Annotated in this window: 25 protein-coding genes and 4 tRNA genes; 9 read left to right on the forward strand and 20 right to left on the reverse strand. The window is 72.3% G+C overall.

What is annotated here, in order from left to right; genetic code table 11:
* Window positions 1–562 precede the first annotated feature (562 nt).
* Window positions 563–1,873 carry a tyrosine-type recombinase/integrase gene (locus tag ACZ5NJ_RS17605; RefSeq protein ID WP_468765851.1) on the forward strand — a complete coding sequence of 437 codons (1,311 nt, stop codon included), beginning with the start codon at window positions 563–565 and terminating at the stop codon, window positions 1,871–1,873.
* A 186-nt stretch (window positions 1,874–2,059) separates the two neighbouring features.
* On the opposite strand, the gene nusG is transcribed toward ACZ5NJ_RS17605, so the two are convergent.
* The 3 genes from nusG to ACZ5NJ_RS17620 form a co-directional block, all read right to left on the reverse strand.
* Window positions 2,060–2,971 carry a transcription termination/antitermination protein NusG gene (gene nusG / locus ACZ5NJ_RS17610; RefSeq protein ID WP_468765853.1) on the reverse strand — a complete coding sequence of 304 codons (912 nt, stop codon included), beginning with the start codon at window positions 2,969–2,971 and terminating at the stop codon, window positions 2,060–2,062.
* A gap of 84 nt (window positions 2,972–3,055) precedes the next feature.
* Entirely contained in the window at window positions 3,056–3,337 is a 282-nt protein-coding gene (gene secE, locus ACZ5NJ_RS17615; protein WP_045945273.1) for a preprotein translocase subunit SecE, read from the reverse strand.
* 105 nt (window positions 3,338–3,442) lie between these two features.
* A tRNA-Trp gene (locus tag ACZ5NJ_RS17620) sits at window positions 3,443–3,515 on the reverse strand.
* A 191-nt stretch (window positions 3,516–3,706) separates the two neighbouring features.
* Between ACZ5NJ_RS17620 and ACZ5NJ_RS17625 the strand changes: the two genes are divergently transcribed.
* Window positions 3,707–4,933, forward strand: a complete 1,227-nt coding sequence (locus tag ACZ5NJ_RS17625) for a pyridoxal phosphate-dependent aminotransferase (RefSeq protein ID WP_468765855.1) — start codon at window positions 3,707–3,709, stop codon at window positions 4,931–4,933.
* A gap of 157 nt (window positions 4,934–5,090) precedes the next feature.
* Complete coding sequence (locus tag ACZ5NJ_RS17630; protein WP_468765857.1) at window positions 5,091–6,110, forward strand: adenosine deaminase; 1,020 nt, start codon at window positions 5,091–5,093, stop codon at window positions 6,108–6,110.
* Here the strand turns inward: ACZ5NJ_RS17630 and ACZ5NJ_RS17635 are convergent.
* The 10 genes from ACZ5NJ_RS17635 to ACZ5NJ_RS17680 form a co-directional block, all read right to left on the reverse strand.
* Window positions 6,100–6,471, reverse strand: coding sequence for a hypothetical protein (locus ACZ5NJ_RS17635; RefSeq protein ID WP_468765859.1), 372 nt, complete (start codon window positions 6,469–6,471; stop codon window positions 6,100–6,102). The two genes, ACZ5NJ_RS17630 and ACZ5NJ_RS17635, sit on opposite strands and share 11 nt — an antisense overlap.
* Before the next feature lie 46 nt (window positions 6,472–6,517).
* A complete protein-coding gene (locus ACZ5NJ_RS17640; RefSeq protein ID WP_468765861.1) occupies window positions 6,518–7,573 on the reverse strand; it encodes a UDP-N-acetylmuramate dehydrogenase in 1,056 nt (351 codons plus the stop codon).
* 45 nt (window positions 7,574–7,618) lie between these two features.
* Window positions 7,619–8,017 (reverse strand): DUF3291 domain-containing protein, encoded by a 399-nt coding sequence (locus ACZ5NJ_RS17645; RefSeq protein WP_468765863.1) that lies wholly within the window; start codon window positions 8,015–8,017, stop codon window positions 7,619–7,621.
* 27 nt (window positions 8,018–8,044) lie between these two features.
* On the reverse strand, window positions 8,045–9,472 hold the full coding sequence (locus ACZ5NJ_RS17650) for a DHA2 family efflux MFS transporter permease subunit (protein ID WP_468765865.1): 1,428 nt from the start codon (window positions 9,470–9,472) through the stop codon (window positions 8,045–8,047).
* 84 nt (window positions 9,473–9,556) lie between these two features.
* Complete coding sequence (locus ACZ5NJ_RS17655; RefSeq protein ID WP_468765867.1) at window positions 9,557–10,147, reverse strand: TetR/AcrR family transcriptional regulator; 591 nt, start codon at window positions 10,145–10,147, stop codon at window positions 9,557–9,559.
* A 134-nt stretch (window positions 10,148–10,281) separates the two neighbouring features.
* Window positions 10,282–10,710: a MaoC family dehydratase gene (locus ACZ5NJ_RS17660; protein WP_365152774.1), complete on the reverse strand. Its 429-nt coding sequence runs from the start codon at window positions 10,708–10,710 to the stop codon at window positions 10,282–10,284.
* 1 nt (window position 10,711) lies between these two features.
* The gene (locus ACZ5NJ_RS17665) at window positions 10,712–11,164 is read right to left on the reverse strand and encodes a MaoC family dehydratase N-terminal domain-containing protein (protein WP_042818570.1); all 453 of its coding nucleotides are present in this window, start codon (window positions 11,162–11,164) and stop codon (window positions 10,712–10,714) included.
* Between the two features lie 121 nt (window positions 11,165–11,285).
* Window positions 11,286–11,450, reverse strand: a complete 165-nt coding sequence (gene rpmG / locus ACZ5NJ_RS17670; protein ID WP_007265873.1) for a 50S ribosomal protein L33 — start codon at window positions 11,448–11,450, stop codon at window positions 11,286–11,288.
* A gap of 89 nt (window positions 11,451–11,539) precedes the next feature.
* Window positions 11,540–11,615 (reverse strand) — tRNA-Met (locus ACZ5NJ_RS17675).
* Window positions 11,616–11,663: 48 nt separating this feature from the next.
* Window positions 11,664–11,736: transfer RNA gene (locus ACZ5NJ_RS17680), tRNA-Thr, on the reverse strand.
* Between the two features lie 306 nt (window positions 11,737–12,042).
* Between ACZ5NJ_RS17680 and ACZ5NJ_RS17685 the strand changes: the two genes are divergently transcribed.
* From ACZ5NJ_RS17685 to ACZ5NJ_RS17695, 3 genes are all read left to right on the forward strand, one after another.
* Window positions 12,043–13,506, forward strand: coding sequence for an amidohydrolase family protein (locus ACZ5NJ_RS17685; RefSeq protein WP_468765870.1), 1,464 nt, complete (start codon window positions 12,043–12,045; stop codon window positions 13,504–13,506).
* Window positions 13,507–13,560: 54 nt separating this feature from the next.
* Window positions 13,561–14,217, forward strand: coding sequence for an SDR family oxidoreductase (locus ACZ5NJ_RS17690; RefSeq protein ID WP_468765872.1), 657 nt, complete (start codon window positions 13,561–13,563; stop codon window positions 14,215–14,217).
* A 185-nt stretch (window positions 14,218–14,402) separates the two neighbouring features.
* Window positions 14,403–14,906 (forward strand): hypothetical protein, encoded by a 504-nt coding sequence (locus ACZ5NJ_RS17695; RefSeq protein ID WP_468765874.1) that lies wholly within the window; start codon window positions 14,403–14,405, stop codon window positions 14,904–14,906.
* 76 nt (window positions 14,907–14,982) lie between these two features.
* Here ACZ5NJ_RS17695 and ACZ5NJ_RS17700 read toward each other — a convergent pair.
* Window positions 14,983–15,064 (reverse strand) — tRNA-Tyr (locus ACZ5NJ_RS17700).
* 204 nt (window positions 15,065–15,268) lie between these two features.
* Between ACZ5NJ_RS17700 and ACZ5NJ_RS17705 the strand changes: the two genes are divergently transcribed.
* The 3 genes from ACZ5NJ_RS17705 to ACZ5NJ_RS17715 all read left to right on the forward strand — a co-directional run bounded on the left by ACZ5NJ_RS17705 (window position 15,269) and on the right by ACZ5NJ_RS17715 (window position 18,674).
* Window positions 15,269–15,757: a YajQ family cyclic di-GMP-binding protein gene (locus ACZ5NJ_RS17705; RefSeq protein WP_365152762.1), complete on the forward strand. Its 489-nt coding sequence runs from the start codon at window positions 15,269–15,271 to the stop codon at window positions 15,755–15,757.
* A 229-nt stretch (window positions 15,758–15,986) separates the two neighbouring features.
* Entirely contained in the window at window positions 15,987–17,414 is a 1,428-nt protein-coding gene (locus tag ACZ5NJ_RS17710) for a SulP family inorganic anion transporter (protein ID WP_468765876.1), read from the forward strand.
* 18 nt (window positions 17,415–17,432) lie between these two features.
* A complete protein-coding gene (locus tag ACZ5NJ_RS17715) occupies window positions 17,433–18,674 on the forward strand; it encodes an APC family permease (RefSeq protein ID WP_468765878.1) in 1,242 nt (413 codons plus the stop codon).
* 19 nt (window positions 18,675–18,693) lie between these two features.
* Here the strand turns inward: ACZ5NJ_RS17715 and ACZ5NJ_RS17720 are convergent, their stop codons facing one another.
* The 6 genes from ACZ5NJ_RS17720 to ACZ5NJ_RS17745 form a co-directional block, all read right to left on the reverse strand.
* The gene (locus ACZ5NJ_RS17720; RefSeq protein WP_468765880.1) at window positions 18,694–18,978 is read right to left on the reverse strand and encodes a hypothetical protein; all 285 of its coding nucleotides are present in this window, start codon (window positions 18,976–18,978) and stop codon (window positions 18,694–18,696) included.
* 50 nt (window positions 18,979–19,028) lie between these two features.
* Window positions 19,029–20,120, reverse strand: coding sequence for a barstar family protein (locus tag ACZ5NJ_RS17725; RefSeq protein WP_468765882.1), 1,092 nt, complete (start codon window positions 20,118–20,120; stop codon window positions 19,029–19,031).
* On the reverse strand, window positions 20,117–20,509 hold the full coding sequence (locus ACZ5NJ_RS17730; protein WP_468765884.1) for a YccF domain-containing protein: 393 nt from the start codon (window positions 20,507–20,509) through the stop codon (window positions 20,117–20,119). The genes ACZ5NJ_RS17725 and ACZ5NJ_RS17730 overlap by 4 nt, the downstream gene beginning before the upstream one ends.
* Complete coding sequence (gene htpX, locus ACZ5NJ_RS17735; protein WP_468765886.1) at window positions 20,506–21,369, reverse strand: zinc metalloprotease HtpX; 864 nt, start codon at window positions 21,367–21,369, stop codon at window positions 20,506–20,508. The genes ACZ5NJ_RS17730 and htpX overlap by 4 nt, the downstream gene beginning before the upstream one ends.
* Window positions 21,370–21,573: 204 nt before the next feature.
* Window positions 21,574–23,106: an NADH-quinone oxidoreductase subunit N gene (locus tag ACZ5NJ_RS17740; protein WP_468765888.1), complete on the reverse strand. Its 1,533-nt coding sequence runs from the start codon at window positions 23,104–23,106 to the stop codon at window positions 21,574–21,576.
* A complete protein-coding gene (locus tag ACZ5NJ_RS17745) occupies window positions 23,103–24,656 on the reverse strand; it encodes a complex I subunit 4 family protein (RefSeq protein ID WP_468765943.1) in 1,554 nt (517 codons plus the stop codon). Before ACZ5NJ_RS17745 ends, ACZ5NJ_RS17740 begins: the two co-directional genes overlap by 4 nt.
* Window positions 24,657–24,676: the final 20 nt, after the last annotated feature.

Raw genomic sequence — 24,676 nt, forward strand, 5'->3', positions numbered from 1 at the left:
ACCGGGTGAACCGTTCCGCCGCTCCGGCGGGCGCCGAACCGCGCAGGTCGTGGCCTGGGCTTACCGGCTCGGTGACAATGCGGCCGACAGCTGACGGGAAAGCAGGTCCTGAGCCGCCCGATGATCTGATCGCAGGCTCCGACTTCCCCAGGTGAGGCGCCCATTGCCCGGCTTCCGATCATGAACTGGGGCGCTGTAGACATGCGGCGGGCTCACACAATGGCCCCCGGAAAGCGGTTCAGCACCCGGCACGAGATGGCCCTCTCGTGCCGCTGATCCAACATCCGGGGGCGGTGAAGCCCAGACCTAACAGCGGGGCCTCGAGGGGCCCCACACCACGACAGGAGAGAGGGCCTATGGGCACTCTAACCACGATGACGCCTGCCTTGCAGCTGCCATCCCTCCCCCACCAGTCTCGCGGGGGATGCCGCCCCTCACGGTTGACTCAGGACAAGCCCGCTTCGGCCACCTCAAGTCGATCGGCGGCTGAAAACCACTCCGCCTCCACACCCCACACCTACGGTTCCACCCTGACTGAAGATCGACTCGGGGTGGGAGCGGCATGGCGCAGGTGTGGGTGGATGACCGGTGGCACCGGAAGCGAAAGCGGGGCGAAGCCGTGACTGCCTGTGTCACCTGCGGAGATCTTCCCGACGATCGGGATGTTCCGTCCAGCAAGCACCACGTCGGCGCGAACCGGTACCGCTTGCGGGGGTACCACCCCGTCACGCAGAGGCGTATCGACGAGCCCGCCGGACTGGATCTGGAGGCCGCCAACCGGGCCCTCGCGAAGATCGTTCTTGAGCTGGAGAACGGGAAGCACGGGACACCGAGGCGGAAGGTGAGGTTCGGCACCTACGCCGGCGAGTGGCTGGAGATGAAGCGCAGCCTTGATCCCGCGACGTGGTCGGCCAGGGAGCGCCACCTGCGCCTCCACATCGTGCCGGAGTTGGGCCAGCACCTGCTGGACAGTCTCGACCTGGCGGCGCTGGAACGCTGGACAGCCGAACTGCCCGGCGCGGCCTCCTCCCGGCGGAACGTGTTGATCACCGCCAAGATGCTGCTGCGGAGCGCAATCCTTCAGGGGCTCGCTCCCCAGCTGAACGCCGCTGCGCTGGGCCAGCTCAAGGCGCCGAAGGCGAACAAGGCCAAGATCATCCCTTGGCTGGAAGCCAAGGCCACCGGCGTGATCTCCAACCTTCCGAGCCAGTACCAGGCTCTGGGGAGTACGGGGGCCTGGGCTGGGCTTCGCCAGGGCGAAGGATTCGCGCTGAGCCCCGACGACGTAGATCACGCGCGATCTGTGGTCCACGTCCGCTGGCAGGTCCAGCTGCTGGAGCGGCGTGAGGAAGGGCTTCCAGGGGTGTTGATCTTCAAGCCCCTGAAGGACAAGGAGGACCGCGAGGTCCCGCTCACGGAACACTTGAGCGCGGCCTTGGGTAGGCATGCTCGGGAGCATGGGGTGGCCAGGGTCACCCTGCCGTTCTACGAGGGCCAGGGCGAGCGGGACGTGAGCCGGTGGCCCAAGAAGACCCGCACGCTCTACTTCACCGACCCCAAGGGTGGCGCACTTCACAGGAACACGTTCAACCGCTCGGTCTGGGATCCAGCCCTGGAGCGGGCCGGGATCATCGACCCACGGCCCCGAGGTGATCGCAATCACTCGAAAGAGCGGACGGACGGGTTCCACGCTCTGCGGCATTTCTTCGCCAGGTGGTGCCTCGAGAACGGCGTCCCGATCGAAGCCCTGTCGCTTTACATGGGCCACGCGACCCCGGGTTACACCCTGAGCACCTACGGCCATCTGCGGCCGGGACAGATGTTCCGCGACCTGGCTGTGCTGAACGCCGCATTCACCAGGCCGCCACTCTGAGTGTGGACAAGGTGACGGTCAGGGTGTAATGGTTTCGACCTGACCTGCGACAACGCCGCCCCGGGCCGAAGCTTCCGGGGCGGCGTGCACGTCTGAACTGAGAGGGGGAGTGACCGATGAATGTGGGCCTTATGTGGGCCGACCTGGGCCGATTCAGCAATCAGCCCAGGTCACTCCGCCCTCGGTTCAGTTCTTCTGGATCTGGTCGAAGCTCAGCTCGACCGGGGTCTCGCGGCCGAAGATCTCGACGAGGCCCTTGACCTTCTTCGAGTCCGGGTTGATCTCGTTGATCGTCGCCTGGAGCGTCGCGAACGGGCCGTCGGTGACGGTGACCGAGTCGCCGACCTCGAAGTCCAGGACCTCGATGGTGCGCTTGACGGCGGGCGCCGGCAGGCCGGCCTCCTCGGCAGCCTGCTTGGCGGCCTTCTCCTGCGCCTCCGGGGCGAGCATCTTGACGATCTCGTCCAGGGTCAGCGGGTAGGGGTCGTACGCGTTGCCGACGAAGCCGGTGACACCGGGGGTGTTGCGGACGACGCCCCAGGACTCGTTCGTCAGGTCCATGCGGACGAGCACGTAGCCGGGCAGCTTGTTCTGCCGGACGTTCTTGCGCTCGCCGTTCTTGATCTGGACGATCTCTTCCTCGGGCACCTCGGCCTGGTAGATGAACTCCTCGACGTTCAGCGAGACGGCGCGCTGCTCCAGGTTCGCCTTCACGCGCTTCTCGTAGCCCGCGTAGGTGTGGATCACGTACCACTCGCCCGGGAGCAGGCGCAGCTCGTCGCGCAGCGCCTGGATCGGGTCGACGGGCTCGGCGGGAGCGGCCTCCTCGGCCTCCTCCGCGTCCTCGGCGGCCGCCTCGACGTCGCCCTCGTCCTCGGCGTCCTCGTCGGCTTCCTCGGCCTCGGCGTCGTCGTCGGAGTCGGTCTCGTCTCCGGAGTCCTCGACGTGCAGCGCGGCGTCCTCGGCGGCGACGCCGGCCTCGGCGTCGGCGAGCTCGGCCTCGTCCGGGTCCACAGCGTCTGCCGCCTCGACGATGTCGAGCTCGTCCTCGACGGACTCGACGGAGTCGTGGCTCGCGTTCAGGTTCGGGTCAGACACGGTGGCTGCTTCTTCCTGGATACAAAAAGGTGGTGGAACATGCGAAAAGGGGCGGCACCCATCAGGCGCCGCCCTCCGCGGGGATCAGCCGAAGACGAACTTGATGGCTTCCTGGAACCCATAGTCAATCACGGTCACCAGACCGATCATGATGACGACGAAGACAATCACCACGGTGGTGTACGTCGTGAGCTGGTTGCGGGTGGGCCAGACGACCTTGCGGAGTTCCGCGACGATCTGGCGGTAGAACAGCGCGAGGCGGCCCAGGGGGCCCTTCTTCCCGCGCTTGCCGCCCTTGCGGGCCTTCTTCTCGCGCGTGTCGCTGTCGGCGTCAGGCATGTCGATGGAGCCCAGGGCGTCCGTCACGTCTCTCACCTGAATCCGGGTCGTGGCCGTAGCCGCGCCCGGTTGCGCCGCACGGCGTTGCATCGAAATACGTACCTGCGCACACACATCCGAAGGAGTGTGGAGCAGGGCCGGAGGGACTCGAACCCCCAACCGCTGGTTTTGGAGACCAGTGCTCTACCAATTGAGCTACGACCCTTTGTGCTCCCAACCTACCGCATCCGAGCGAGTGCACGGAGTGCTCGCGCCCCGGGGCGTTCGGTGAGGACCAACGACAGCAGAGCATACGTGGTCCTGGCCCTGACGTCGAACGGAGAAGATCCGGACCTGCTCCGTCCGGTGACTGAAACGGTGTGCGGGGCTTCCGGAGCGTCTGGGACGATTGGCCGCATGACCTCTGCAACGCCTTCCTCCGAGCGCCGGGTGTCCGCCCGTATCGGCGCCATTTCCGAGTCCGCGACCCTCGCCGTGGACGCCAAGGCCAAGGCCCTCAAGGCCGCCGGGCGCCCGGTGATCGGCTTCGGCGCGGGCGAGCCCGACTTCCCGACCCCGGACTACATCGTCGAGGCGGCGGTCGCGGCCTGCCGCGACCCGAAGTTCCACCGCTACACGCCGGCGGGCGGCCTGCCCGAGCTCAAGAAGGCCATCGCCGCCAAGACGCTGCGCGACTCCGGCTACGAGGTGGACGCGTCCCAGGTCCTGGTGACCAACGGCGGCAAGCAGGCCATCTACGAGGCCTTCGCGGCGATCCTCGACCCGGGCGACGAGGTCATCGTCCCGGCCCCGTACTGGACCACCTACCCCGAGTCGATCCGCCTCGCCGGCGGCGTCCCGGTCGAGGTCGTCGCCGACGAGACCACCGGCTACCGGGTCTCCGTCGAGCAGCTGGAGGCGGCGCGCACCGAGCGCACCAAGGTCGTCCTGTTCGTCTCCCCGTCCAACCCGACGGGCGCGGTGTACAGCGAGGCCGACGCGAAGGCGATCGGCGAGTGGGCCGCCGAGCACGGCCTGTGGGTGCTGACCGACGAGATCTACGAGCACCTGGTCTACGGCGACGCGACGTTCACCTCGCTGCCCGTGCTCGTCCCGGCGCTGCGCGACAAGTGCATCATCGTCAACGGCGTCGCCAAGACGTACGCGATGACGGGCTGGCGCGTGGGCTGGGTCATCGCCCCCCAGGACGTCATCAAGGCCGCGACCAACCTGCAGTCGCACGCCACGTCCAACGTCTCCAACGTGGCCCAGGTCGCCGCGCTGGCCGCCGTCTCCGGCGACCTGGAGGCCGTGGCCGAGATGCGCAAGGCCTTCGACCGCCGCCGCCAGACGATGGTCAAGATGCTCAACGAGATCGACGGCGTCCTCTGCCCGACCCCGGAGGGCGCGTTCTACGCGTACCCGTCGGTCAAGGAGCTGCTCGGCAAGGAGATCCGCGGCAAGCGCCCGCAGACCTCGGTCGAGCTGGCCGCGCTGATCCTGGACGAGGCCGAGGTCGCGGTCGTTCCGGGCGAGGCCTTCGGCACCCCCGGCTACCTGCGCCTGTCCTACGCCCTGGGCGACGAGGACCTGGTCGAGGGCGTGACCCGGATCCAGAACCTCCTGGCCGAGGCCAAGGCCTAGTAAAAACCCGCGGAGCGGCGCCGTCCCACCGGGGGCGGCGCCGCTCCGGCGTTTCCGGGCCCGGCGGGGCCCCGGCGCCCGTCGGATTCACGTTCGGGCAATGTCCCGTTCAGGTAATCCGCTGCCAATCGGGTGACCGATGCGGCAGGATCACCAGATGGAGCACGTACGCGATCTCACGCTTCTGCCGAAGGCCCACCTGCACCTGCACTTCACCGGCTCGATGCGCCCGTCGACCCTGCTGGAGCTGGCCGACAAGTACGGCGTCCGCCTGCCCGACGCCCTGACCGCCGGGGAGCCGCCCAAGCTCCGGGCCACCGACGAACGCGGCTGGTTCCGCTTCCAGCGGCTCTACGACGCCGCCCGCTCCTGTCTGCGCGAGCCCGAGGACATCCGGCGCCTGGTCCGCGAGGCCGCAGAGGAGGACGTGCGGGACGGCAGCGGCTGGCTGGAGATCCAGGTGGACCCCACCTCCTACGCCCCGCTGCTGGGCGGCATGATCCCGGCCGTCGAGATCATCCTCGACGCCGTCGACGCGGCCTCCCGCGAGACCGGCCTGGGCATGCGGGTACTGATCGCCGCCAACCGCATGAAGCACCCCCTGGACGCCCGCACCCTCGCGCGGCTGGCCGTCCGTTACGCCGACCGGGGGATCGTCGGCTTCGGTCTCTCCAACGACGAGCGCCGGGGCATGGCCCGCGACTTCGACCGGGCCTTCGCCATCGCCCGTGAGGGCGGCCTGCTCGCGGCCCCGCACGGCGGGGAGCTGACCGGGCCCGCCTCGGTCCGGGACTGCCTGGACGACCTGCACGCCTCCCGCATCGGCCACGGGGTACGGGCCGCCGAGGATCCGCGGCTGCTGCAGCGGCTCGCGGACCGGCAGATCACCTGCGAGGTGTGCCCGGCCTCGAACGTCGCGCTCGGGGTCTACGAGCGGCCCGAGGACGTCCCGCTGCGCACCCTCTTCGAGGCCGGGGTGCCGATGGCGCTGGGCGCGGACGACCCGCTGCTGTTCGGGTCGCGGCTGGCGGCCCAGTACGAGATCGCCCGCCGCCACCACGCCTTCACGGACGCGGAGCTGGCCGAGCTGGCGCGCCAGTCGGTGCGGGGTTCGGCGGCGCCGGAGGAGGTCAAGGCGAAGCTGCTGGACGGGATCGGGCACTGGCTCACCGGGTGAGCCGCAGGTCCCCTTCGTGGCAGTCGGCCCGTACCCGGTGGCCGTCGGCGAAGCCGATCTCCAGGTGGGTGCGGCCCTGCTCGGGCAGGGCGAACTCGGCGACCGATTCGACGGTCTGGCCGAGGTGGCGCAGGAACGGGTGGTCGCCGAGGTCCTCGCCGACCTCGATCCGGCCCCACTCCCCCAGGTCGTAGGGCTCGTGGGGCGGGGCCGACTCGACGATGAGGCACTGGTCGGACCCGGTGGTGATCCGGGTGGACTCGCCGGTGCTGTCGATCAGCCAGACGTCGAGCGGGGCCTCGGAGCGTTCGCCCTCGCAGATGTGCCAGGAGGCGACGACCCGGCTGATCTGGCGTCCCACGAGGCGCGTGGGGTCCGTACCGGCCCCGTGCAGGGGGCAGTTCATCTCAGAGGCGGACGCCGACCGTCACCGGCTCGTTGACGAGGGTGACGCCGAAGGCCGCGTGGACCCCGGAGACGACCTCGCGGGCCAGGGCCAGCAGGTCCTCGGTGGTGGCCCCGCCGCGGTTGGTGAGGGCGAGGGTGTGCTTGGTGGAGATGCGGGCGGGTCCGGTGCCGTAGCCCTTGGTGAAGCCTGCCTTGTCGATCAGCCAGGCCGCGCTGGTCTTCGTACGGCCTTCGCCGGCCGGGTAGGCGGGCGGGGCGGTGTCGGCGCCGAGGCGTTCCTGGACGCGGGCGAGGAAGGCGGCGTAGGCCTCGTCGGTGAGGATCGGGTTGTGGAAGAAGGAGCCGGCGGACCAGGTGTCGTGGTCGGCGGGGTCGAGGACCATGCCCTTGCCGGCGCGCAGCCGCAGGACGGTCTCGCGGGCGGTTGCGGCGGGGACGCGGTCGCCGGCCTCGACGCCGAGGGCGCGGGCCGTCTCGGGGTACTTGATCGGGGCGGAGAGGCCGCCGGCGTCCTCCAGGGCGAAGCGCACGCGCAGGACGACGTAGCGGTCGGGCCGGTCCTTGAAGAGGCTGTTGCGGTAGCGGAAGGCGCATTCGGCGGCGGTCAGGGTGACCGTCTCGCCGGTGGTGCGGTCGTAGGCGACGACCTCGGTGATGGTGTCGCCGACCTCCTGGCCGTACGCCCCGACGTTCTGGATCGGGGTGGCGCCGGCGGAGCCGGGGATGCCGGCGAGGCACTCGATGCCCGCGAGGCCGGCCTCGACGGTACGGGCGACGGCGTCGCTCCAGTTCTCGCCGGCGGCGAGTTCCAGGGTGGTGCCGTCGAGGGTGAAGCCGGTGGTGGCGATGCGCAGGGCGGTGCCGTCGAAGCCCTCGTCGCCGATGACGAGGTTGCTGCCGCCGCCGATGATCAGGAGCGGGGTGCCGCTCGCGTCCGCGGCGCGGACGGTTTCGACCACTTCGGCGTCGGTGGTCGCGGTGACCAGCCGGGCCGCGGGGCCGCCGAGGCGGAAGGTGGTCAGCGGGGCGAGGGGGGCGTCGTGGAGTTCCTGCACGGGGACAAGAGTACGGTCCGTCCCCCTCGCTTCCCGGCGGGGCACTCAGTGGCCCCGCTTCTGCTCGTCCAGTCGCCGCTCGGCCTCCGCCCAGGTGAGGGGGAGCTCGCGGGCGGGGACGGTCCAGTAGGCGAAGGCGGACTCGCGCATGTACGCGGCGGCGGCGCGGGAGCTGGAGCGGTGGGGCTCGCTGCGGGCGAAGCGGTACAGGGCCTCGCGGTCCTCCCAGGCGGAGAGGGTGAGGAAGGTCCGGCGCGGGACGCGGGCGCGGAGGGCGACGCCGTGGGCGCCGGGGGCCTTGCGGATCTGGGCGATGATCCCGGGAGCCTTGAGGAAGAACCTGAGGGCGCCGGTGAGGGTGCCGGTCTCGAAGCGGGAGGCCATGACGTAGACCTCGGCGTCGGGGGAGGCCTGGGTGGGCGTGGACCAGGGGATGTCGGGCATGGCGGGGTCTCCTTCTCGTGGGCCGGGTCAGGCGGCGTGGGCGGGGACGGGCTCCGGGGCGGCCGCGGGGGCGGGGGCGGGCCCCGTCCGGCGCGGGACGAGCAGGGCCAGGGCGGCGGCCACGGCGACGGCGGCGGCGCCGATCCACAGGGCGGGGACGGTGCCGTCGGTGAAGGTCTGCGGGGTCCGGTAGCCGCCGTGGGCGGAGAAGACGGAGGCGAGGACGGCCACTCCGAGGGCGCCGCCGACCTCGCGGAGGGCGTTGTTGGTGCCGGAGGCCCTGCCCTGGTCGCCGGGGGCGACGGTGGACATGAGGACGTGGCTCGCCGGGGCGAAGTACAGGGACATGCCGATCCCGCTGAGGACGAGGGCCGGGAGCTGGGCGGCGTAGGTGACGCCGGGGCTCAGGACGAGGGCGAACCAGGCCAGGCCGAGCGCCTGGAGGGCCAGTCCGGCGACGACCACCGGGCGGCCGCCGATCCGGTCGGAGAGGATCCCGGCGAGGGGGGCGACGACGATCCCCATGCCGGTCCAGGGCAGCATGCGCAGGCCGGCCTCGGTGGGCGAGTAGCCGGCGACGCCCTGGAGGAACTGGCTGAGCAGGAAGATCGACCCGAACATGCCCAGGTACATCAGCAGGCTGGCGACGTTGATCCCGAAGAAGCCGCGGTTGCGGAAGAGCCGCATGGGGAGCACGGGGTTGGCGTTGCGGAAGCCGTGGTGGACGAAGCCGGCGACGAGGGCGGCGCCGGCGAGCAGGCCGGTGAGGACGGGGGCGCTGGTCCAGCCGTGGGCGTTGGCGTTGACCAGGCCGTAGACGATGCCGAAGAGGCCGCCGCTGATGAGGAGGGTGCCGGGGAGGTCGAGGCGGGCGTCCGGGGCGGTGGACTCGGCCAGGCGCAGGCGGGCGAGCGGCAGGAGGGCGAGGCCGATGGGCACGTTCAGCCAGAAGATCCACTGCCAGGAGATGTGCTCGGTGAGGCTGCCGCCGATGAGGGGGCCGCTGGCGACGGCCAGGCCGGTGACGGCTCCGTAGATGCCGAGGGCCATGCCGCGGCGGGCGGCCGGGACGGCGGCGGTGAGGAGGGTGAGGCTGAGCGGCATCATGACGGCGGCTCCGGCACCCTGGACGGCGCGGGCGGCGATGAGCCGCTCTATGTCGGGCGAGAGGGCGGCCGCCGCGGAGGCGGCGGTGAAGAGGGCGAGGCCGGCGGTGAAGAGCCGGCGGCGGCCGAAGCGGTCGCCGAGCGCGGAGCCGAACATCAGCAGGACGGCGAAGGTGAGGGTGTAGGCGTTCACCGTCCATTCCAGGTCCTCCAGCCTGCCGCCGAGGTCGGCTCGGACGGCGGGGAGGGCGGTGGTGACGACGAGGTTGTCGAGGGCGGCCATGAAGCCGGCGGCGCCGGTGAGGACGAGGGCCCAGACCGCGGACCGTCCGAGTTTCTGCTGGGTCATGCTTCCCCCTGGAAGAGTTTTGTTAGTTATTGCTGACTAACTTTCGAGGGCAGACGGGTACGGGGCCGCGTTCGGCCCCGCTCCTCACACCGCGCGCTCGCCCGCCGGGCGGCGCACCGAGCCGGCCGCCTTGTCGACGGCACCCGGGAAGCCGTCCCAGATCCGGTGGCCGGACGGGAACCCCATGGCGGACAGGGTGTTGATGAGCATTCCCTGCGCCATGAAGGCCGTGGTCTGGTGGACGTCCCCGAGCGGGATCCCGACGGTGTCCCACAGCTCCAGCCAGCCGGCCCGCACGAGCTCGCCGAGTTCGTGGTCGCCGGCGGCCTCGGCCGCGGCGACGGCGACGTACATCTGGAGCTGCATCTGGAGCATCGCCGGCTCTTCGGCGATCAGCCGGATGTACGCCTCGCCCATGGCGGCGCGGGCCTCCTCGCCCTGCAGCCCGTCGGCGGCCTCGGCGAAGACCCTGCGGGTGTTCTCCAGGCAGCGGCCGGCGGCGGCCAGGAAGATGGCCTTCTTGCCCGGGAAGAGGCGGAAAAGGTACGGCTGCGAGACCCCGACCCGTTGGGCGATCGCCTCGGTGGAGGTCCCGTGGTAGCCGCCGCGCGCGAACTCGTGGATCGCGGCGCGGATGACGCTCTCGCGCCGCTCGTCCGCACTCATCCTTGCCATGGACAGTAAGTTAGTACTCAATCACTAACTAAGTCAAGGAGGCGGCCGCGCGGGGGCGTGGGGCTGGGGAAGGGGTCGCGGGGGGCGCGGGGGTCTCCCCCCGCGCCTCGGCCCGTCGGTCGGGCGGCGGCCGGTCAGGCCAGCCGGACCACCGCGCGGGACATGCCCAGGACCTTCTGACCGGCGCTCATGGCCGTCAGGTCGACCCGTACGCGGTTGTCGTCCAGCTTCTGGGCGACCTTGGCGGTGACCTCGATCAGGGCGCCCTGGTCGTCGTTGGGGACCACGACCGGCTTGGTGAAGCGGACGCCGTACTCGACGACCGCGCCCGGGTCGCCGACCCAGTCGGTCACGACGCGGATCGCCTCGGCCATCGTGAACATGCCGTGCGCGATGACGTCCGGCAGCCCGACCTCCTTGGCGAACCTCTCGTTCCAGTGGATCGGGTTGAAGTCACCCGAGGCGCCGGCGTAGCGGACGAGCGTGGCGCGGGTCACGGGGAAGGACGCGGCCGGGAGCTCGGTGCCGACCTCGACGTCGGCGTACTGGATCTGCGCGGTCATCTCAGGCCTCCTCGGGGGCGCGGGACACGAGCTTGGTCCACGCGGTGACGACGTGTTCGCCGGACTCGTCGTGGACCTCGCCGCGGATGTCGATGATGTCGTTGCCGGCGAGGGACTTCACGGCCTCGATGGTGGAGGTGACGGTGAGCCGGTCGCCCGCGCGCACGGGGCGCACGTACGCGAACTTCTGGTCGCCGTGCACGACGCGGCTGTAGTCCAGGCCCAGCTGCGGATCCTCGACGACCTGGCCGGCCGCCGCGAAGGTGATGGCGAACACGAAGGTCGGCGGGGCGATCACGTCCTGGTGACCGAGCGCCTTGGCGGCTTCGGGGTCGGTGTAGACCGGATTGGCGTCGCCCACCGCGACCGCGAATTCACGGATCTTCTCCCGGCCGACCTCGTACGGCTCGGTGGGCGGGTAGGTCCGCCCCACGAAGGTCTGGTCGAGTGCCATGGCTCACTACCTCCTGTTGAAGGGGCTCCGGATCAGGGAACCGGTGCGGAAACGACACGAGGCCGCCCCCCTGGAAGGGGACGACCTCGTGAAGGTGCCTATGCGGAGACTTCGCCAGTGATCAGCGGGTCTCGCGGTGCGCGGTGTGCGAGTTGCAGCGCGGGCAGTGCTTCTTCATCTCCATGCGGTCCGGGTTGTTACGCCGGTTCTTCTTGGTGATGTAGTTCCGCTCCTTGCACTCCACGCAGGCCAGCGTGATCTTCGGGCGGACGTCGGTGGCAGCCACGTGAGTGCTCCTTGACGGACTATGGGACGGATGAACGCATAAAAGAGTAGCCGATCGGGAGACCGACCCCGCAATCGGCTACTGGGTGTTGGTAGCGGCGACCGGACTTGAACCGGTGACACAGCGATTATGAGCCGCTTGCTCTACCGACTGAGCTACGCCGCTTTGATGAGATCCGTTCCCCGCCCGAGGGCGGGGAACCTCTCTCACCAGAGCCCCAATGCGGAATCGAACCGCAGACCTTCTCCTTACCATGGAGACGCTCTACCGACTGAGCTATTGGGGCGAGCGAGGAAGACATTACACGGTTGCGCGCCGATCGCCCAAATCCTTTGGGGGGCCTGGGCTCGGACGAGGTCCGCACGCGTTTCCCGATCGGCCTCCGGCGCCTCTCGGGCCATTTTCCGCCTCTTTTGTGGCCGGCGTCACAGCGGTGGGGGCAGCGGGGCGTGCGGGCACCACACCGGTACGACTATTGCGCTCTTCCGCGAACCGGGCAGCCCCGCGCCCTAGGCTCTGAGCACGCTGCGTGATCTTGGGCCGCGGGCTGCGGCCACGGCACAGGAACCGCCCGAGCCACCGCAGGAGCGCGATGTCCGACAGCCAGCCGCAGCAGCCCTCCCCCTCCCCCCGCAACCCGGCGGGAGGCCCGCCCGGCGGCTCCGCCGGGGGGCCTGGCGGGACCTCCTCCGGAGGGCCGGGCGCCGGTCCGCCCAAGGGGTCCGCGGGCGGCCCCTCCCGGAGCCCGGGTGGTCCGGGCCGGGGCTCCGCCGGCGGGCCGGGCCGCACCCCGCCCGACGGCCCGGGGCGCCCCCCGGCCCGTACTCCCGGCGGTGGCGCCGCCCCCGAGACGGGGCCTCCGACGGGACTCCTGCTGACCGGTGCCCGGCTCACCGACGGGCGCACCGTCGACGTCCGGCTCGGCGGCGGCCGCATCCAGGCCGTCGGTACCGCGGGCAGCCTCCCGGCGCCCGCCCTGGCCCGGGTCGACCTGCGCGGCTACCTGCTCCTGCCCGCCCCGGCCGAACCGCACGCACACGGGGACACCGCCCTGACCGCCGACGGCGAGGGGCCCGTCTCGTACGCCCGCGACGAGGTGCAGCGCCGGGCCACCGAGGCGGCTCTGCTCCAGCTCGGGCACGGCGCCACGGCCGTGCGCTCGCACGTCCGGATCGGCGACGTACACGGTCTGGGGCCGATGGAGGCCGCCCTCCAGGCCCGCCGCTCCCTGCGGGGGCTCACCGACCTGACGACGGTGGCGGTCCCCCGGCTGCTGACCGGGGTGGCCGGGGCCGACGGGCTGGCGATGCTGCGCGACGCCGTCAAGATGGGCGCCTCGGTGATCGGCGGCTGTCCCGACCTGGACCCCGACCCGACGGGCTTCGTCGAGGCGGTCCTGGAGCTGGCCGCCGAGCACGGCTGCCCCGTGGACCTGCACACGGACGGTGACGACCCCGGCCGGCTCGCCCGGCTCGCGGCGATGGCCGGGGGGCTGCGGCCCGGGGTGACCATCGGCCCCTGCGGCGGACTGTCCCGGCTGCCATTGGACGCCGCCGCCCGCGCCGCCGAACAGCTGGCGGCCGCCGGCGTACGGGTCACCTGCCTGCCGCAGGGCGACTGCGCCGCCCTGGAGCGGCGCGGCCTGCGCACCGCCCCCGTCCGGCTACTGCGCGCCGCCGGGGTCCGGGTCGCCGCCGGGAGCGGGGCGCTGCGGGACGCGGGGAACCCGGTCGGGCGGGGCGACCCCCTCGAAGCCGCGTACCTGCTGGCCTCCCAGGGCGGGCTGCGCGCCGCGGAGGCGTACGACGCGGTCAGCGCCGCCGCCCGGGAGGCGATGGCCCTGCCGGAGGTGCGGGTGGAGGCGGGCTTCCCGGCGGAGCTGCTCGCCGTGCGCGGGGAGCGGATCGCGGGGGTGCTGTCGCTGGCCTACAGCAGGATCGTGATCCACCGGGGCCGGGTGGTAGCCCGGACGAGTGCCGTACGGGAGTACTGCGACTCGGCGGTCGCGGTGGCCCTGGACCTGCCCCGGCAGGGCCGTATGGAGCCCGGCCCCTGAGGGTCCGGGCGGCGTTCGCGGGCGGGGGCGCCCGGGTCGTCGTACGGTCGGGACATGCGCATCGTCATCGCGGGTGGACACGGTCGGATCGCGCTGCGGCTGGAGCGCCTGCTCGCCGCGCGCGGGTACGAGGTCGCCGGGATCGTCCGGGACCCCGAGCAGGGTGGCGATCTGCGCGAGGTCGACGCCGAACCGGTGCTGTGCGACCTGGAGTCGGCCTCCGTGGAGCACGTGGCGGGGATCCTGCAGGGTGCGGACGTGGCGGTCTTCGCCGCCGGCGCCGGTCCCGGCAGCGGTCCGGCGCGCAAGGAGACCGTGGACCGGGGCGCGGCGGTGCTGTTCGCCGACGCCGCCGAACGGGCCCGCGTACGGCGCTTCCTGATGGTCTCGTCGATGGGCGCGGACTCCCGGCACGAGGGGGGCGAGGTCTTCGACGCGTACCTGAGGGCCAAGGGCGAGGCCGACGACCACCTGCGGACCCGGCTCGGTCTGGAGTGGACGATCGTGCGGCCCGGCGTGCTGACCGACGACCCCGGTACCGGGCTGGTCCGGCTGGAGGCGCGCACGGGGCCGGGCAGTGTGACGCGCGACGACGTGGCGGCGGTCCTCGCCGAGCTGGTCGAGACCCCGGCGACGGCGGGTCTGACGCTGGAGCTCCTGTCGGGCTCGACACCGGTCCCGGTCGCGGTGAAGGACGTCGCGGGCAACTGAGCCCGTCCCGCCCCGGGTGCCGACGGCCCGTCAGACCGCCCACGGGAGCGCCCGTTCCGCGTGGGTCCGAGTCCGTTTCACGCCCCGTGGACGACCGGCCGCCCGGTTCGGTGCGCGGCGGCGGCCGATAGGGTCACCCGGAATCGGGCCGCAGGGGGCGGCCGTACGGGGGACCGGGACACGGCATGGGCGACGGGAACTGGCGGGTCGGCGCGGCCGAGGGGGGCCGGCTCGCGGCCCGGTGGTGGAAGTGGGTGCTGTCGGCCCCGGCGGAGGAGAGCCCGGTGGCGGACGCGACCGGCGCGTACGCCGGGCGGCGGCAGCCCGGGGACGTGTGGTTCCTGGCGGGGACCCATGGCGGCCGGGTGGTGCGCCGGTGCGGCGTCCCGACGGGGCGTCCGCTGTTCTTCCCAGTGCTGAACACCAGGCGCCCGGCGGTGCCGTTCCTGACGAAGCCGTGGCGGCTGGAGGCGTCACGGGCGTCCGCGGCGCTGAACGGCTCGCCGTTGCCCCTGCGCGAGTTCACCTCGAAGCCCTTCCCCGTGATGGGGATACCGCAGGTGTCCTGGGGGCTGTGGTGCGCCCTCGACCCGCTTCCGCCGGGCCAGTTCGTCCTGGAGATCGACGCGGCCGCCGCGAACGGCTTCCGGGTCGACGCGACCTATCACCTGACGGTCGCCGCTCCCTAGGCGCGGGCTGCCCGCGGCTATGCGAAGAAACCCCCGCCCACTGCGTTTCCGCAGATGAACGGGGGTTCCACTCGCGTGGCGGCGCCAGGATTCGAACCTGGGTAGGCTAAGCCGACGGATTTACAGTCCGCTCCCATTGGCCACTCGGGCACACCGCCATGGGATGCCGCCCGGGTCTCTCCGCCTTTCGGCGTCGTTCCCTGGCAACGACGTAAACGATACCTGATGTGCGGGGGTGCTTCGCCACCGGATTGATCAGCCCTTCACCCGGGTGCGGTGGCTAGGCTTTGCCGAGCGGGCCGGGGATGTCCGGCCGCGGCCCTCCGGGGCACACCACAGCCGACTTCAAGGAGCCACAGCACATGGCCGACTCCAGTTTCGACATCGTCTCGAAGGTCGAGCGGCAGGAGGTCGACAACGCCCTCAACCAGGCCGCCAAGGAGCTCTCGCAGCGCTACGACTTCAAGGGCACCGGCGCCTCGATCGCCTGGTCCGGCGACAAGATCCTCATGGAGGCGAACTCCGAGGACCGCGTCAAGGCCGTCCTCGACGTGTTCGAGACCAAGCTGGTCAAGCGCGGCATCTCGCTGAAGGCGCTGGACGCCGGCGAGCCGCAGCTGTCCGGCAAGGAGTACAAGATCTTCGCCTCGATCGAGGAGGGCATCTCCCAGGAGAACGCCAAGAAGGTCGCCAAGATGATCCGCGACGAGGGCCCCAAGGGCGTCAAGGCCCAGGTCCAGGGCGAGGAGCTGCGCGTCAGCTCCAAGAGCCGCGATGACCTCCAGGCCGTCCAGGCCCTCCTCAAGGGCAAGGACCTGGACTTCGCCATCCAGTTCGTGAACTACCGCTGACCTGCGCGTACTGCGCCGATCGGACCCCGTGGGGCACAACGGGGGCGGATCGCCGGGGGCTTCCCGGCGGGCGCCCGCGTTGTGCCCTTCGCCGTTGCGGCGCCCGTGGTGTGTGCCCGGCGTGTGCGGCGCACGCCCCGGGCCGGCCCCCCGGTGGCCACTGGGCGGGGCCGGGCGCGCCCCACAGGCTGGGTGGCATCCGTCACCGTGCTCACAAGGGGGTTCCCGCATGCCTGGGGCCGGCAGTTTCCGAGCGGACCTCGGGGCGTCCGTCGTCGTCGCGCTCGTGGCGCTCCCGCTGTGCGTGGGGGTCGCCGTCGCCTCCGGGGTGCCCGCCGAGCTGGGGATCGTCACCGGGGTGGCGGGCGGGCTGGTCACCGGCTGGTTCCGGGGCAGCACGCTCCAGGTCAGCGGGCCCGCCGCCGGGCTGACCGTGCTGGTCTACGAGGCCGTGGGCGCCTACGGCCTGCCCGCGCTGGGGGTGCTGGTGCTGGCCGCCGGCCTGGTCCAGCTGGGGCTGGGCGCGCTGCGGCTCGGGCGGTGGTTCCGGGCGATCTCCCTGGCCGTGGTGCACGGGATGCTGGCGGGGATCGGCCTGGTGCTGATCGCCGGACAGCTCTACGCCCTCGGCGGGGTGCGGGCCCCCGTGGCGACCCTGGACAAGGTGGTCGGGGTGCACGCGCTCGGGGCGCGGGCCGACTGGGCCGCCGTCGCGCTCGGGGCGGGGACCATCGCCGTGCTGGTGCTGTGGCGGCGGGTGCCGGCGCGGCTGAGGGTCGTGCCGGGCGCGCTCGTCGGGGTCGCGGCCGCCACCGCCGTGGCCGTGCTGCTGCGGCTGCCAGTCGAGACGGTCCGGGTGACCGGGGTGCTGGCGGCCGTGTCGCCGCCGGGGTGGTCGGACTTCGGCGCGCTGGCCTCGGTGGGGGCGGTGGGGACCGTGGTGGCGCTCGCGCTGATCGCCTCCGCCGAGACCCTCTTCAGTGCGGCCGCCGTCGACCGGATGCACGACGGGCCGCGCACGGACTACGACCGCGAGCTGGTCGCCCAGGGCGTCGGCAACGCGGTGTGCGGGCTGCTCGGCGCCCTGCCGATGACCGCCGTCATCGTGCGCAGCTCCGCCAACGTGGAGGCGGGGGCCCGCACCCGGGCGGCGCGGATCCTGCACGGCGGCTGGCTGCTGCTGTTCGCGGCGGCGCTGCCGCAGGTGCTGGAGGTGGTGCCGCTCGCGGCGCTCGCCGGCGTACTGCTGCACGCGGGCTGGAAGCTGCTGCCGGCGCGGGCGGTGGCCGCCCTGTGGCGGACGCACCGGGGCGAGGCGGTGGTGCTGGTGGTGACGGCCGTCTCGGTCCTGGCCACCAGTCTCTTCGAGGGGGTGCTGATCGGCCTGTGCCTCGCCGTGGCGAAGGCCGCCTGGGAGACCTCCCACGTGCACGTCGAGGAGGTGTGGGAGGACGGGGAGCTGTGCGTGCGGGTGATCGGCAACGCCAGCTTCCTGCGGCTGCCGAAGCTGCTGGACTCCCTGGAGGCGCTGCCGCCCGGTCCGGCGGTGCGGCTCGACCTCAGCGGCCTGCGGCACATGGACCACGCCTGTCTGACGGCGCTGGAGGGCTGGGAGCGCAAGCGGACGCCGCTGGCCGGCCGTGAGGGCGTCATCTGAGGCGGTTACCCTCCGCGCGTGGACAACGAGCTGAAACGCACCCTGGGGGTGTTCGACGCCGTCGTGGTCGGGCTCGGCGCGATGGTGGGTGCCGGTATCTTCGCCGCCCTCGCCCCGGCGGCGCGCGCGGCGGGCGGCGGGCTCCTGGCCGCGCTGGCCCTGGCGGCGGTCGTGGCCTACTGCAACGCGCACTCCTCGGCGCGGCTCGCCGCCCGCTATCCGTCCTCCGGCGGGACCTACGTGTACGGGCGCGAGCGGCTGGGCCCCTTCTGGGGATACCTGGCGGGCTGGGGTTTCGTCGTCGGAAAGACGGCCTCCTGCGCGGCGATGGCGCTGACCGTGGGCGCGTACGTGTGGCCGGGGCGGGAGCACGAGGTGGCCGTGGCGGCGGTGGTGGCGCTGACCGCCGCGGGCTACGGCGGGGTGCAGAAGTCCGCCCGGATCGCGCGGCTGATCGTGGCGGCGGTGCTGGCGGTGCTGGCCGCTGTCGTCGTGGCGTGCCTGACCTCGGGGGCCGCCGGGGCGGGGCGGCTGGGCGGCGGGGCGTGGGGCGGGCCCGCCGGGCTGTTGCAGGGCGCCGGTCTGCTGTTCTTCGCCTTCGCGGGCTACGCCCGGATCACCACCCTGGGTGAGGAGGTGCGTGATCCGCAGCGCACGATCCCGCGCGCGGTGCCGCTCGCGCTGGGGATCGCCCTGCTGGTGTACGCCGCCGTGGCGGTGGCGGCCCTGTCGGTGCTCGGTGCCGACGCGCTGGCGGGGTCGTCGGCCCCGCTGGCCGACGCGGTGCGCGCGGCCGGTCGGCCCGGACTGGTCCCGGTCGTCCGGGTGGGCGCGGCGCTGGCCGCGCTGGGTTCCCTGCTGGCCCTCGTGCTCGGGGTGTCGCGGACCGCGCTGGCGATGGCCCGGGACGGCCGTCTGCCGCGCGCGCTGGCCGCCGTGCATCCCCGGCATCAGGTGCCGCACCACGCGGAGCTGGCCGTGGGCGCGGTGGTGGCGGTGCTCGCGGCGACCGCCGATCTGCGGGGCGCGATCGGCTTCTCCTCCTTCGGAGTGCTGGCCTACTACGCGATCGCGAACGCCTCCGCATGGACTCTCGGTTCAGATGTCAAGGGTCGTGCCGTGGCAGCGGTGGGGCTGTCCGGCTGTGTCCTGCTGGCCTGCGCCCTGCCCGCCGCCGCGGCGGTCACGGGTGCGGCGGTACTGGCGCTGGGCGCGCTGGCCTACGCGGCGCGGGGCGGGTTGCCCAGATCCCGACGCTGAACTCGGGCCAGCTGCCTTGCTATCGGCAGGATGCCCTCCGGCCGGCCCCAGTCGGAGGCGCGGCCCCCTCGTACGCCGCTATGGCCTGACGCAGCGGCAGCGGTCCGTACTCGGGCCCGAATCCGCCGTCGCCGACGCGCGTGTGGAGCGCGGCGAGCAGGGGCGGCAGGGGGGAGCCGGGGACGGCCGCCGCCCGGCCGGTCTCCCCTTCCGCCAGGGGCGGGGGCAGGGGCTTTCCGCGCTCGCGCACGGAGTCGCGTACGCGGCCGGTGACTTGCATCAGCAACTGCTCGGTCTCGTTCATGTGTTCATGGTGACGCAGAGCACCGACAGCCGCCGAGGCCTGTGGACAACTCAGGCGAGGACGACCTCGACGCGCTTCTCCCGGAAGAAGTCGAGCAGTTCGGTGAAGGACGCCGGGCCGAAGGTCAGCGGCTGTACGCCGAGGCAGCGGCGGGCCGTCTCGTGGTCGTGCCAGACGAGGGTCAACGGCCACGTCGCCCCGAATCCGCCGCCCAGGGCGTCCGAGACGCCGTTGAGGCAGCGGCCGAAGTATCCGCCGGGGCCGTTGACCGCCTCGCCGAGGGCGCAGAAGAAGCCCTCGTAGTCGGTGACGTGCCGACCGTCGAGGTGGTAGGTGCCGCCGGCCGGGCGGTCCGGGCCGGCGCGGTGGTGGAGGGCCGGGTCCAGCCAGCGGGCCCGGCCGGAGGCGTCGAAGGCCGCCCACAGGTTGGGGACGACCGGGCGGCCCTCACGCCACAGCGGCCAGATCCCGGCGACGACCGGGGGCTGGGGGTCCATGTGCACGGTCAGGTCGTAGAGGCCGGGCCCGCGGGGGGACGGCTCCCAGGCGACGATGTCCGGGTGCCCCGCGACGGAGAGGACCTCACCCGCGGTGTCGAGGGCGTCGAGGCGCCGGTAGGCGAGACGCCCCGTCTTCCGGCCCTCCACCACGTCCCGCAGCGGCCCGTGGAGGGAGCAGCCGAGGAGGCGGACGGGGTGGGGCTCCGGATCCGCCACGGGCAGTACCTCGGCGAGGTCCCGGAAATGGCCCAGCGGCCGGTCGTCGATGTCCGAGAGGCCGAAGCCCACCGACAGGGCGACCCGTTGCGGGTAGTCCGGCTGCTGCTCCGCGCGGACGGCCTCGATGGTCACGTCCAGCCGTGACAGGTCACGGGCGCACGGGCGGGTCGCCAGGACGCGGGCGTCCTCCAGGTACCACTCCCCCAGGGGCTCGCCGTTCTTGTCGAGCGGCTTGAGGACCAGGAAGCCCGGCGCCTGCGGCAACGCACCCTCGAAGGCGCAGCCCAGCAGCTCGTAGTGGCGGCGCGGGGGCTCCGGCGGGTCGGCGAAGAGGTTCTCCGCCTCCCCGCACAGGGCCCACAGCCGCTCCTCGTCGTGGTCCTCGTCCTCGCCCCGCAGGGCGTAGCGCGGGCCCGCCGTCACCGGGCGGCGAAGGGGGCGTCCGTCGGGACGATTTCGCGGCCGAGGGGGAGCAGGGAGAGGGGGACCATCTTGAAGTTGGCGATGCCGAAGGGGATGCCGATGACCGTGACGCAGAGGGCGATGCCGGTGGCGATGTGGCCCAGGGCCAGCCACCAGCCGGCCAGGATCAGCCACAGGACGTTGCCGACGCAGGACGGTGCGCCCGCGTCGCGCCGTTCGACGGTGGTGTAGCCGAAGGGCCAGAGGGCGTAGACGGCGATGCGGAAGGCCGCGACGCCGAAGGGGATGCCGATGATGGTGATGCAGAGGATCAGGCCGGCCACGCAGTAGCCGAGGAACAGCCAGATCCCGCTGAGTATGAGCCAAATGACGTTCAGGATGGTTTTCACTGGCTGCGGCCTGCCATCTGTTCGAGCCGGGCGATGCGCTCGGCCATCGGAGGGTGTGTCGAGAACAGCTTGGAGAGGCCCTGGCCCGGGCGGAAGGGGTTGGCGATCATCATGTGGCTCGCCGTCTCCAGGCGGGGCTCGGGGGGCAGCGGAAGCTGTTGGGTGCCGGCTTCGAGCTTGCGCAGGGCGCCGGCCAGGGCGAGCGGGTCGCCGGTGAGCTGGGCCCCGGAGGCGTCCGCCTCGTACTCGCGGGAGCGGCTGATGGCCAGCTGGATCACGGAGGCGGCCAGCGGCCCGAGGATCATGATCAGCAGCATGCCGAAGATGCCGGGGCCCTCGTCGTCGTTGGAGCGGCCGACCGGGATCAGCCAGGCGAAGTTCACCAGGAACATGATCACGGACGCCAGGGCTCCGGCGACCGACGAGATGAGGATGTCGCGGTTGTAGACGTGGCTCAGCTCGTGCCCGATGACCCCGCGCAGCTCGCGCTCGTCGAGGATGCGCAGGATGCCTTCGGTGCAGCAGACGGCGGCGTTGCGCGGGTTGCGGCCGGTGGCGAAGGCGTTGGGGGCCTCGGTCGGCGAGATGTAGAGGCGCGGCATGGGCTGGCGCGCGGAGGTGGAGAGCTCGCGCACCATGCGGTAGAGCTCGGGGGCCTCGAACTCGCTGACGGGCCGGGCGCGCATCGCGCGTAGAGCCAGCTTGTCGCTGTTCCAGTACGCGTACGCGTTCGTCCCGAGGGCCACGAGGACGGCGACGATCAGGCCGCCCCGGCCGAAGAAGCTGCCGATGACGATGATGAGTGCGGACATCCCGCCGAGGAGTACGGCGGTCTTCAGCCCGTTGTGCCGGCGGTGCACGGTACGCCCTCCAAGTGGTGCGTCAGGGGAGCCCCGTCGTGGATCTGAGGGTCTTCGGTCCAGTGGACCTTCCCTCTGTGGTCAACGCGAGGTGGCGGCGTCTGGTTCCCGGGGCACGGCGGCGCGCCGCCGCCCCGGTGGCACGGACCGGGGGCGGCGGGGGACGTTGCTCCGTACGGGTGAGGTCCCGTGGCGGGGGGTGGGCTACAGCGGGAAGAGGGTGCCGGCGGCGAAGCGCAGGACCAGCTGCGGGGCGCCGGACAGGACCAGGGCGGTCACGGCGGTGAGGCCGATGGCGGCCGTGAGCGGCCAGGGGGCCTTGGTGACGGCCGGGGTCTGCGCCTCGGCCTCCGGGGTGCGGAAGAGGAGGGCCGTCCAGCGCAGGTAGTAGTACAGGGCGACGACGACGTTGACGGCCATGACCACGGCGAGCCAGCCCAGGCCGGCGTCGACCGCGGAGCGGAAGACGGTGACCTTGGCGAAGAGGCCGATGATGCCCGGCGGCAGGCCGGCCAGGCAGAGCAGGAAGAAGGCCAGCGACAGGGCGGCGGCGGGGCGCTCGGCGTACAGGCCGCGGTAGTCGGCGATCCGGTGCAGCGGCTTGGTACGGGCGACCAGCGCGGCGACGGCGAAGGCGCCCAGGTTCACGGCGGCGTACATCAGCGCGTAGGCGACGGTGGAGCCGATCTGGTCGCGGTCGGAGTAGGCGGCCGCGGCGATCGGGACGAGCAGGTAGCCGGCCTGGCCGACGGAGGACCAGGCGAGCAGCCGGACGGCGCTCTGCGGGCGGTCCGGGGACTGGCGCAGGGCGGCGGCGTTGCCGAGCGTCATGGTGAGCGCGGCGAGCACGGCCAGGGCGGGGCCCCAGACGTCGGAGTACGCGGGGAAGGCGATCACCGTGACGAGGATGAGGCCGGTGAAGCCGACGGCCTTGCCGATCACCGACAGGTAGCCGGCGACGGGCAGCGGGGCGCCGACGTAGGTGTCGGGGACCCAGAAGTGGAAGGGGACGGCGGCGGTCTTGAAGGCGAAGCCGACGAGGGTGAGGGCGACGCCGGCCATGGCCAGGGTGTCGAGCTGCGCGGGGACGTCCTCCAGCCGCTCGGCGACCCGCGTCAGGTGCAGGGTGCCGGTGGCGGCGTAGACGAGGCTGACGCCCATCAGGGAGACGGCGGTGGCGGTGACCGAGGACAGGAAGAACTTGAGGGCGGCCTCGGAGGACATCCGGTCGCCGCGGCGCATGCCGACGAGGGCGAAGGCGGGCAGCGAGGCGACTTCGAGGGCGACGATCAGGGTGGCCAGGTCGCGGGAGGCGGGCAGCAGGGCCGCGCCGGCGGCGGAGGAGAGCAGCAGGAACCAGTACTCGCCGGCCGGGATGCGGCCCTCGCGGACGACGGTGACCGACAGCAGGGCGGTGACCAGGGCTCCGGCGAGGACCAGGAACTGGACGACGAGCGCGAAGTGGTCGGCGGTATAGCTGCACGCGCCGGGGTCGGCGGTGAGGCAGAAGGTGGTGCGGTCGCCGGCGCGCAGCGGCAGCAGGGCGGCGGTCGCGGCGGCCAGGCCGGCGACGGAGATCCAGCCGAGGACGGGCTTGCGGGCCTCGGGCGTGAAGAGGTCGGCGACCAGGACCAGCAGGGCGACGGCGGCGGGGACGACCACGGGCGTGATCGCGAGCCAGTCGACGGACTGGACCAGGCTGGGGGTGTCGGCGGCCAGGGCCGTCAGGGCCGTCATGCGTTGCCTCCTGCGAGGAGCTTCTGGACGGCCGGGTCGGTCAGGCCGAGGAGGGTGGCGGGCCACAGGCCGGCGAGGACGGTGAGGGCGACGAGCGGGGTCCAGGCGGCGAACTCGTAGCGGTGGACGTCCGCGAGGGTGAGCTCGGGACCGGCCTTCGGGTCGCCCATGCAGACGCGCCGGACGACGATCAGCAGGTAGGCGGCGGTGAGCAGGGTGCCGAACGCGCCGACGGCCATGTAGGTGAGGAAGGCCGGGCGGGACAGGCCCGCGGCCGGGTCGAAGGCGCCGAACAGGGCCAGCATCTCGCCCCAGAACCCGGCCAGGCCGGGCAGGCCGAGGGAGGCGACGGCGGCGAAGGCCAGGAGTGCGCCGAGGCGGGGGGCGCGGCCGTAGAGGGCGGCGCCGGTGGCTCCGGCGAGGGTGTCGAGGTCGCTGCTGCCGTAGCGGTCCTTGAGGGCGCCGACCAGGAAGAAGAGGAGGCCGGTGATCAGGCCGTGGGCGATGTTCGCGAAGAGCGCGCCGTTGACTCCGGTGGGGGTCATGGTCGCGATGCCGAGCAGGACGAAGCCCATGTGGCCGACGGAAGAGTACGCGATGAGGCGCTTGAGGTCGCCCTTGGCGCCCTTGCGGGTCAGTGCCAGGCAGGCGAGGGACCCGTAGACGATGCCGACGGCGGCGAAGGCGCCGAGGTAGGGGGCGAAGGTGTGCATGCCGTCGGGGGCGACGGGGAGCAGGATGCGGACGAACCCGTACGTGCCCATCTTCAGCATGACGCCCGCGAGGAGCACGGAGCCGACGGTGGGGGCGGCGGTGTGGGCGTCGGGCAGCCAGCTGTGCAGGGGCCACATGGGGGTCTTGACGGCGAGGCCGATGCCGATGGCCAGGACGGCCAGGATCTGGGTGGTGTGCGTCAGTCCGCGGCCGTTGTCAGAGGCGAGTGCCACCATGTCGAAAGTGCCGCTGTTCAGTCCGATCAGCAGCAGTCCGAGGAGCATGACCACGGATCCGAGGAGGGTGTACAGGATGAACTTCCAGGCGGCGGCCTGCCGCTGAGCACCGCCCCAGCGGGCGATGAGGAAGTACATCGGGATGAGGACCATCTCGAAGGCGAGGAAGAACAGCATCAGGTCGAGGACGGCGAAGGTCGCGAGGGTGCCGGACTCCAGGACGAGCAGCAGTGCCACGAAGGCCCTCGGGGAGGGGCCCGCGGGGAGCTTGAAGTAGCTGTACACCGCGCAGAGGAAGAACAGCAGCGCGGTCATCAGGAGGAGGGGGAGCGAGATGCCGTCGATGCCGAGGTGGATCCGGATGTTCAGCGCCTGGATCCAGCTGATGTCCGTCGTCGCCTGGAAGCGGGACGGGGCGTCGTGGTCGAAGCCCAGGGTGAGGGCGACGGCCGCGGCGAGGATGACACCGGTGACGGTGACGCCGTGGCGGAGCACGGCCTGTTCGGGGCTCCTGCCCTTGAGCCCGGGCGGGGCGGGCAGGAAGGCCGCGACGGCTCCGAGGAGCGGTGCGGCCACGGTGAACGCCAGAAGGAACTGCATCACGGACGGGCTGATATCGA

The organism is Streptomyces sp. NPDC032091 (assembly GCF_055580265.1).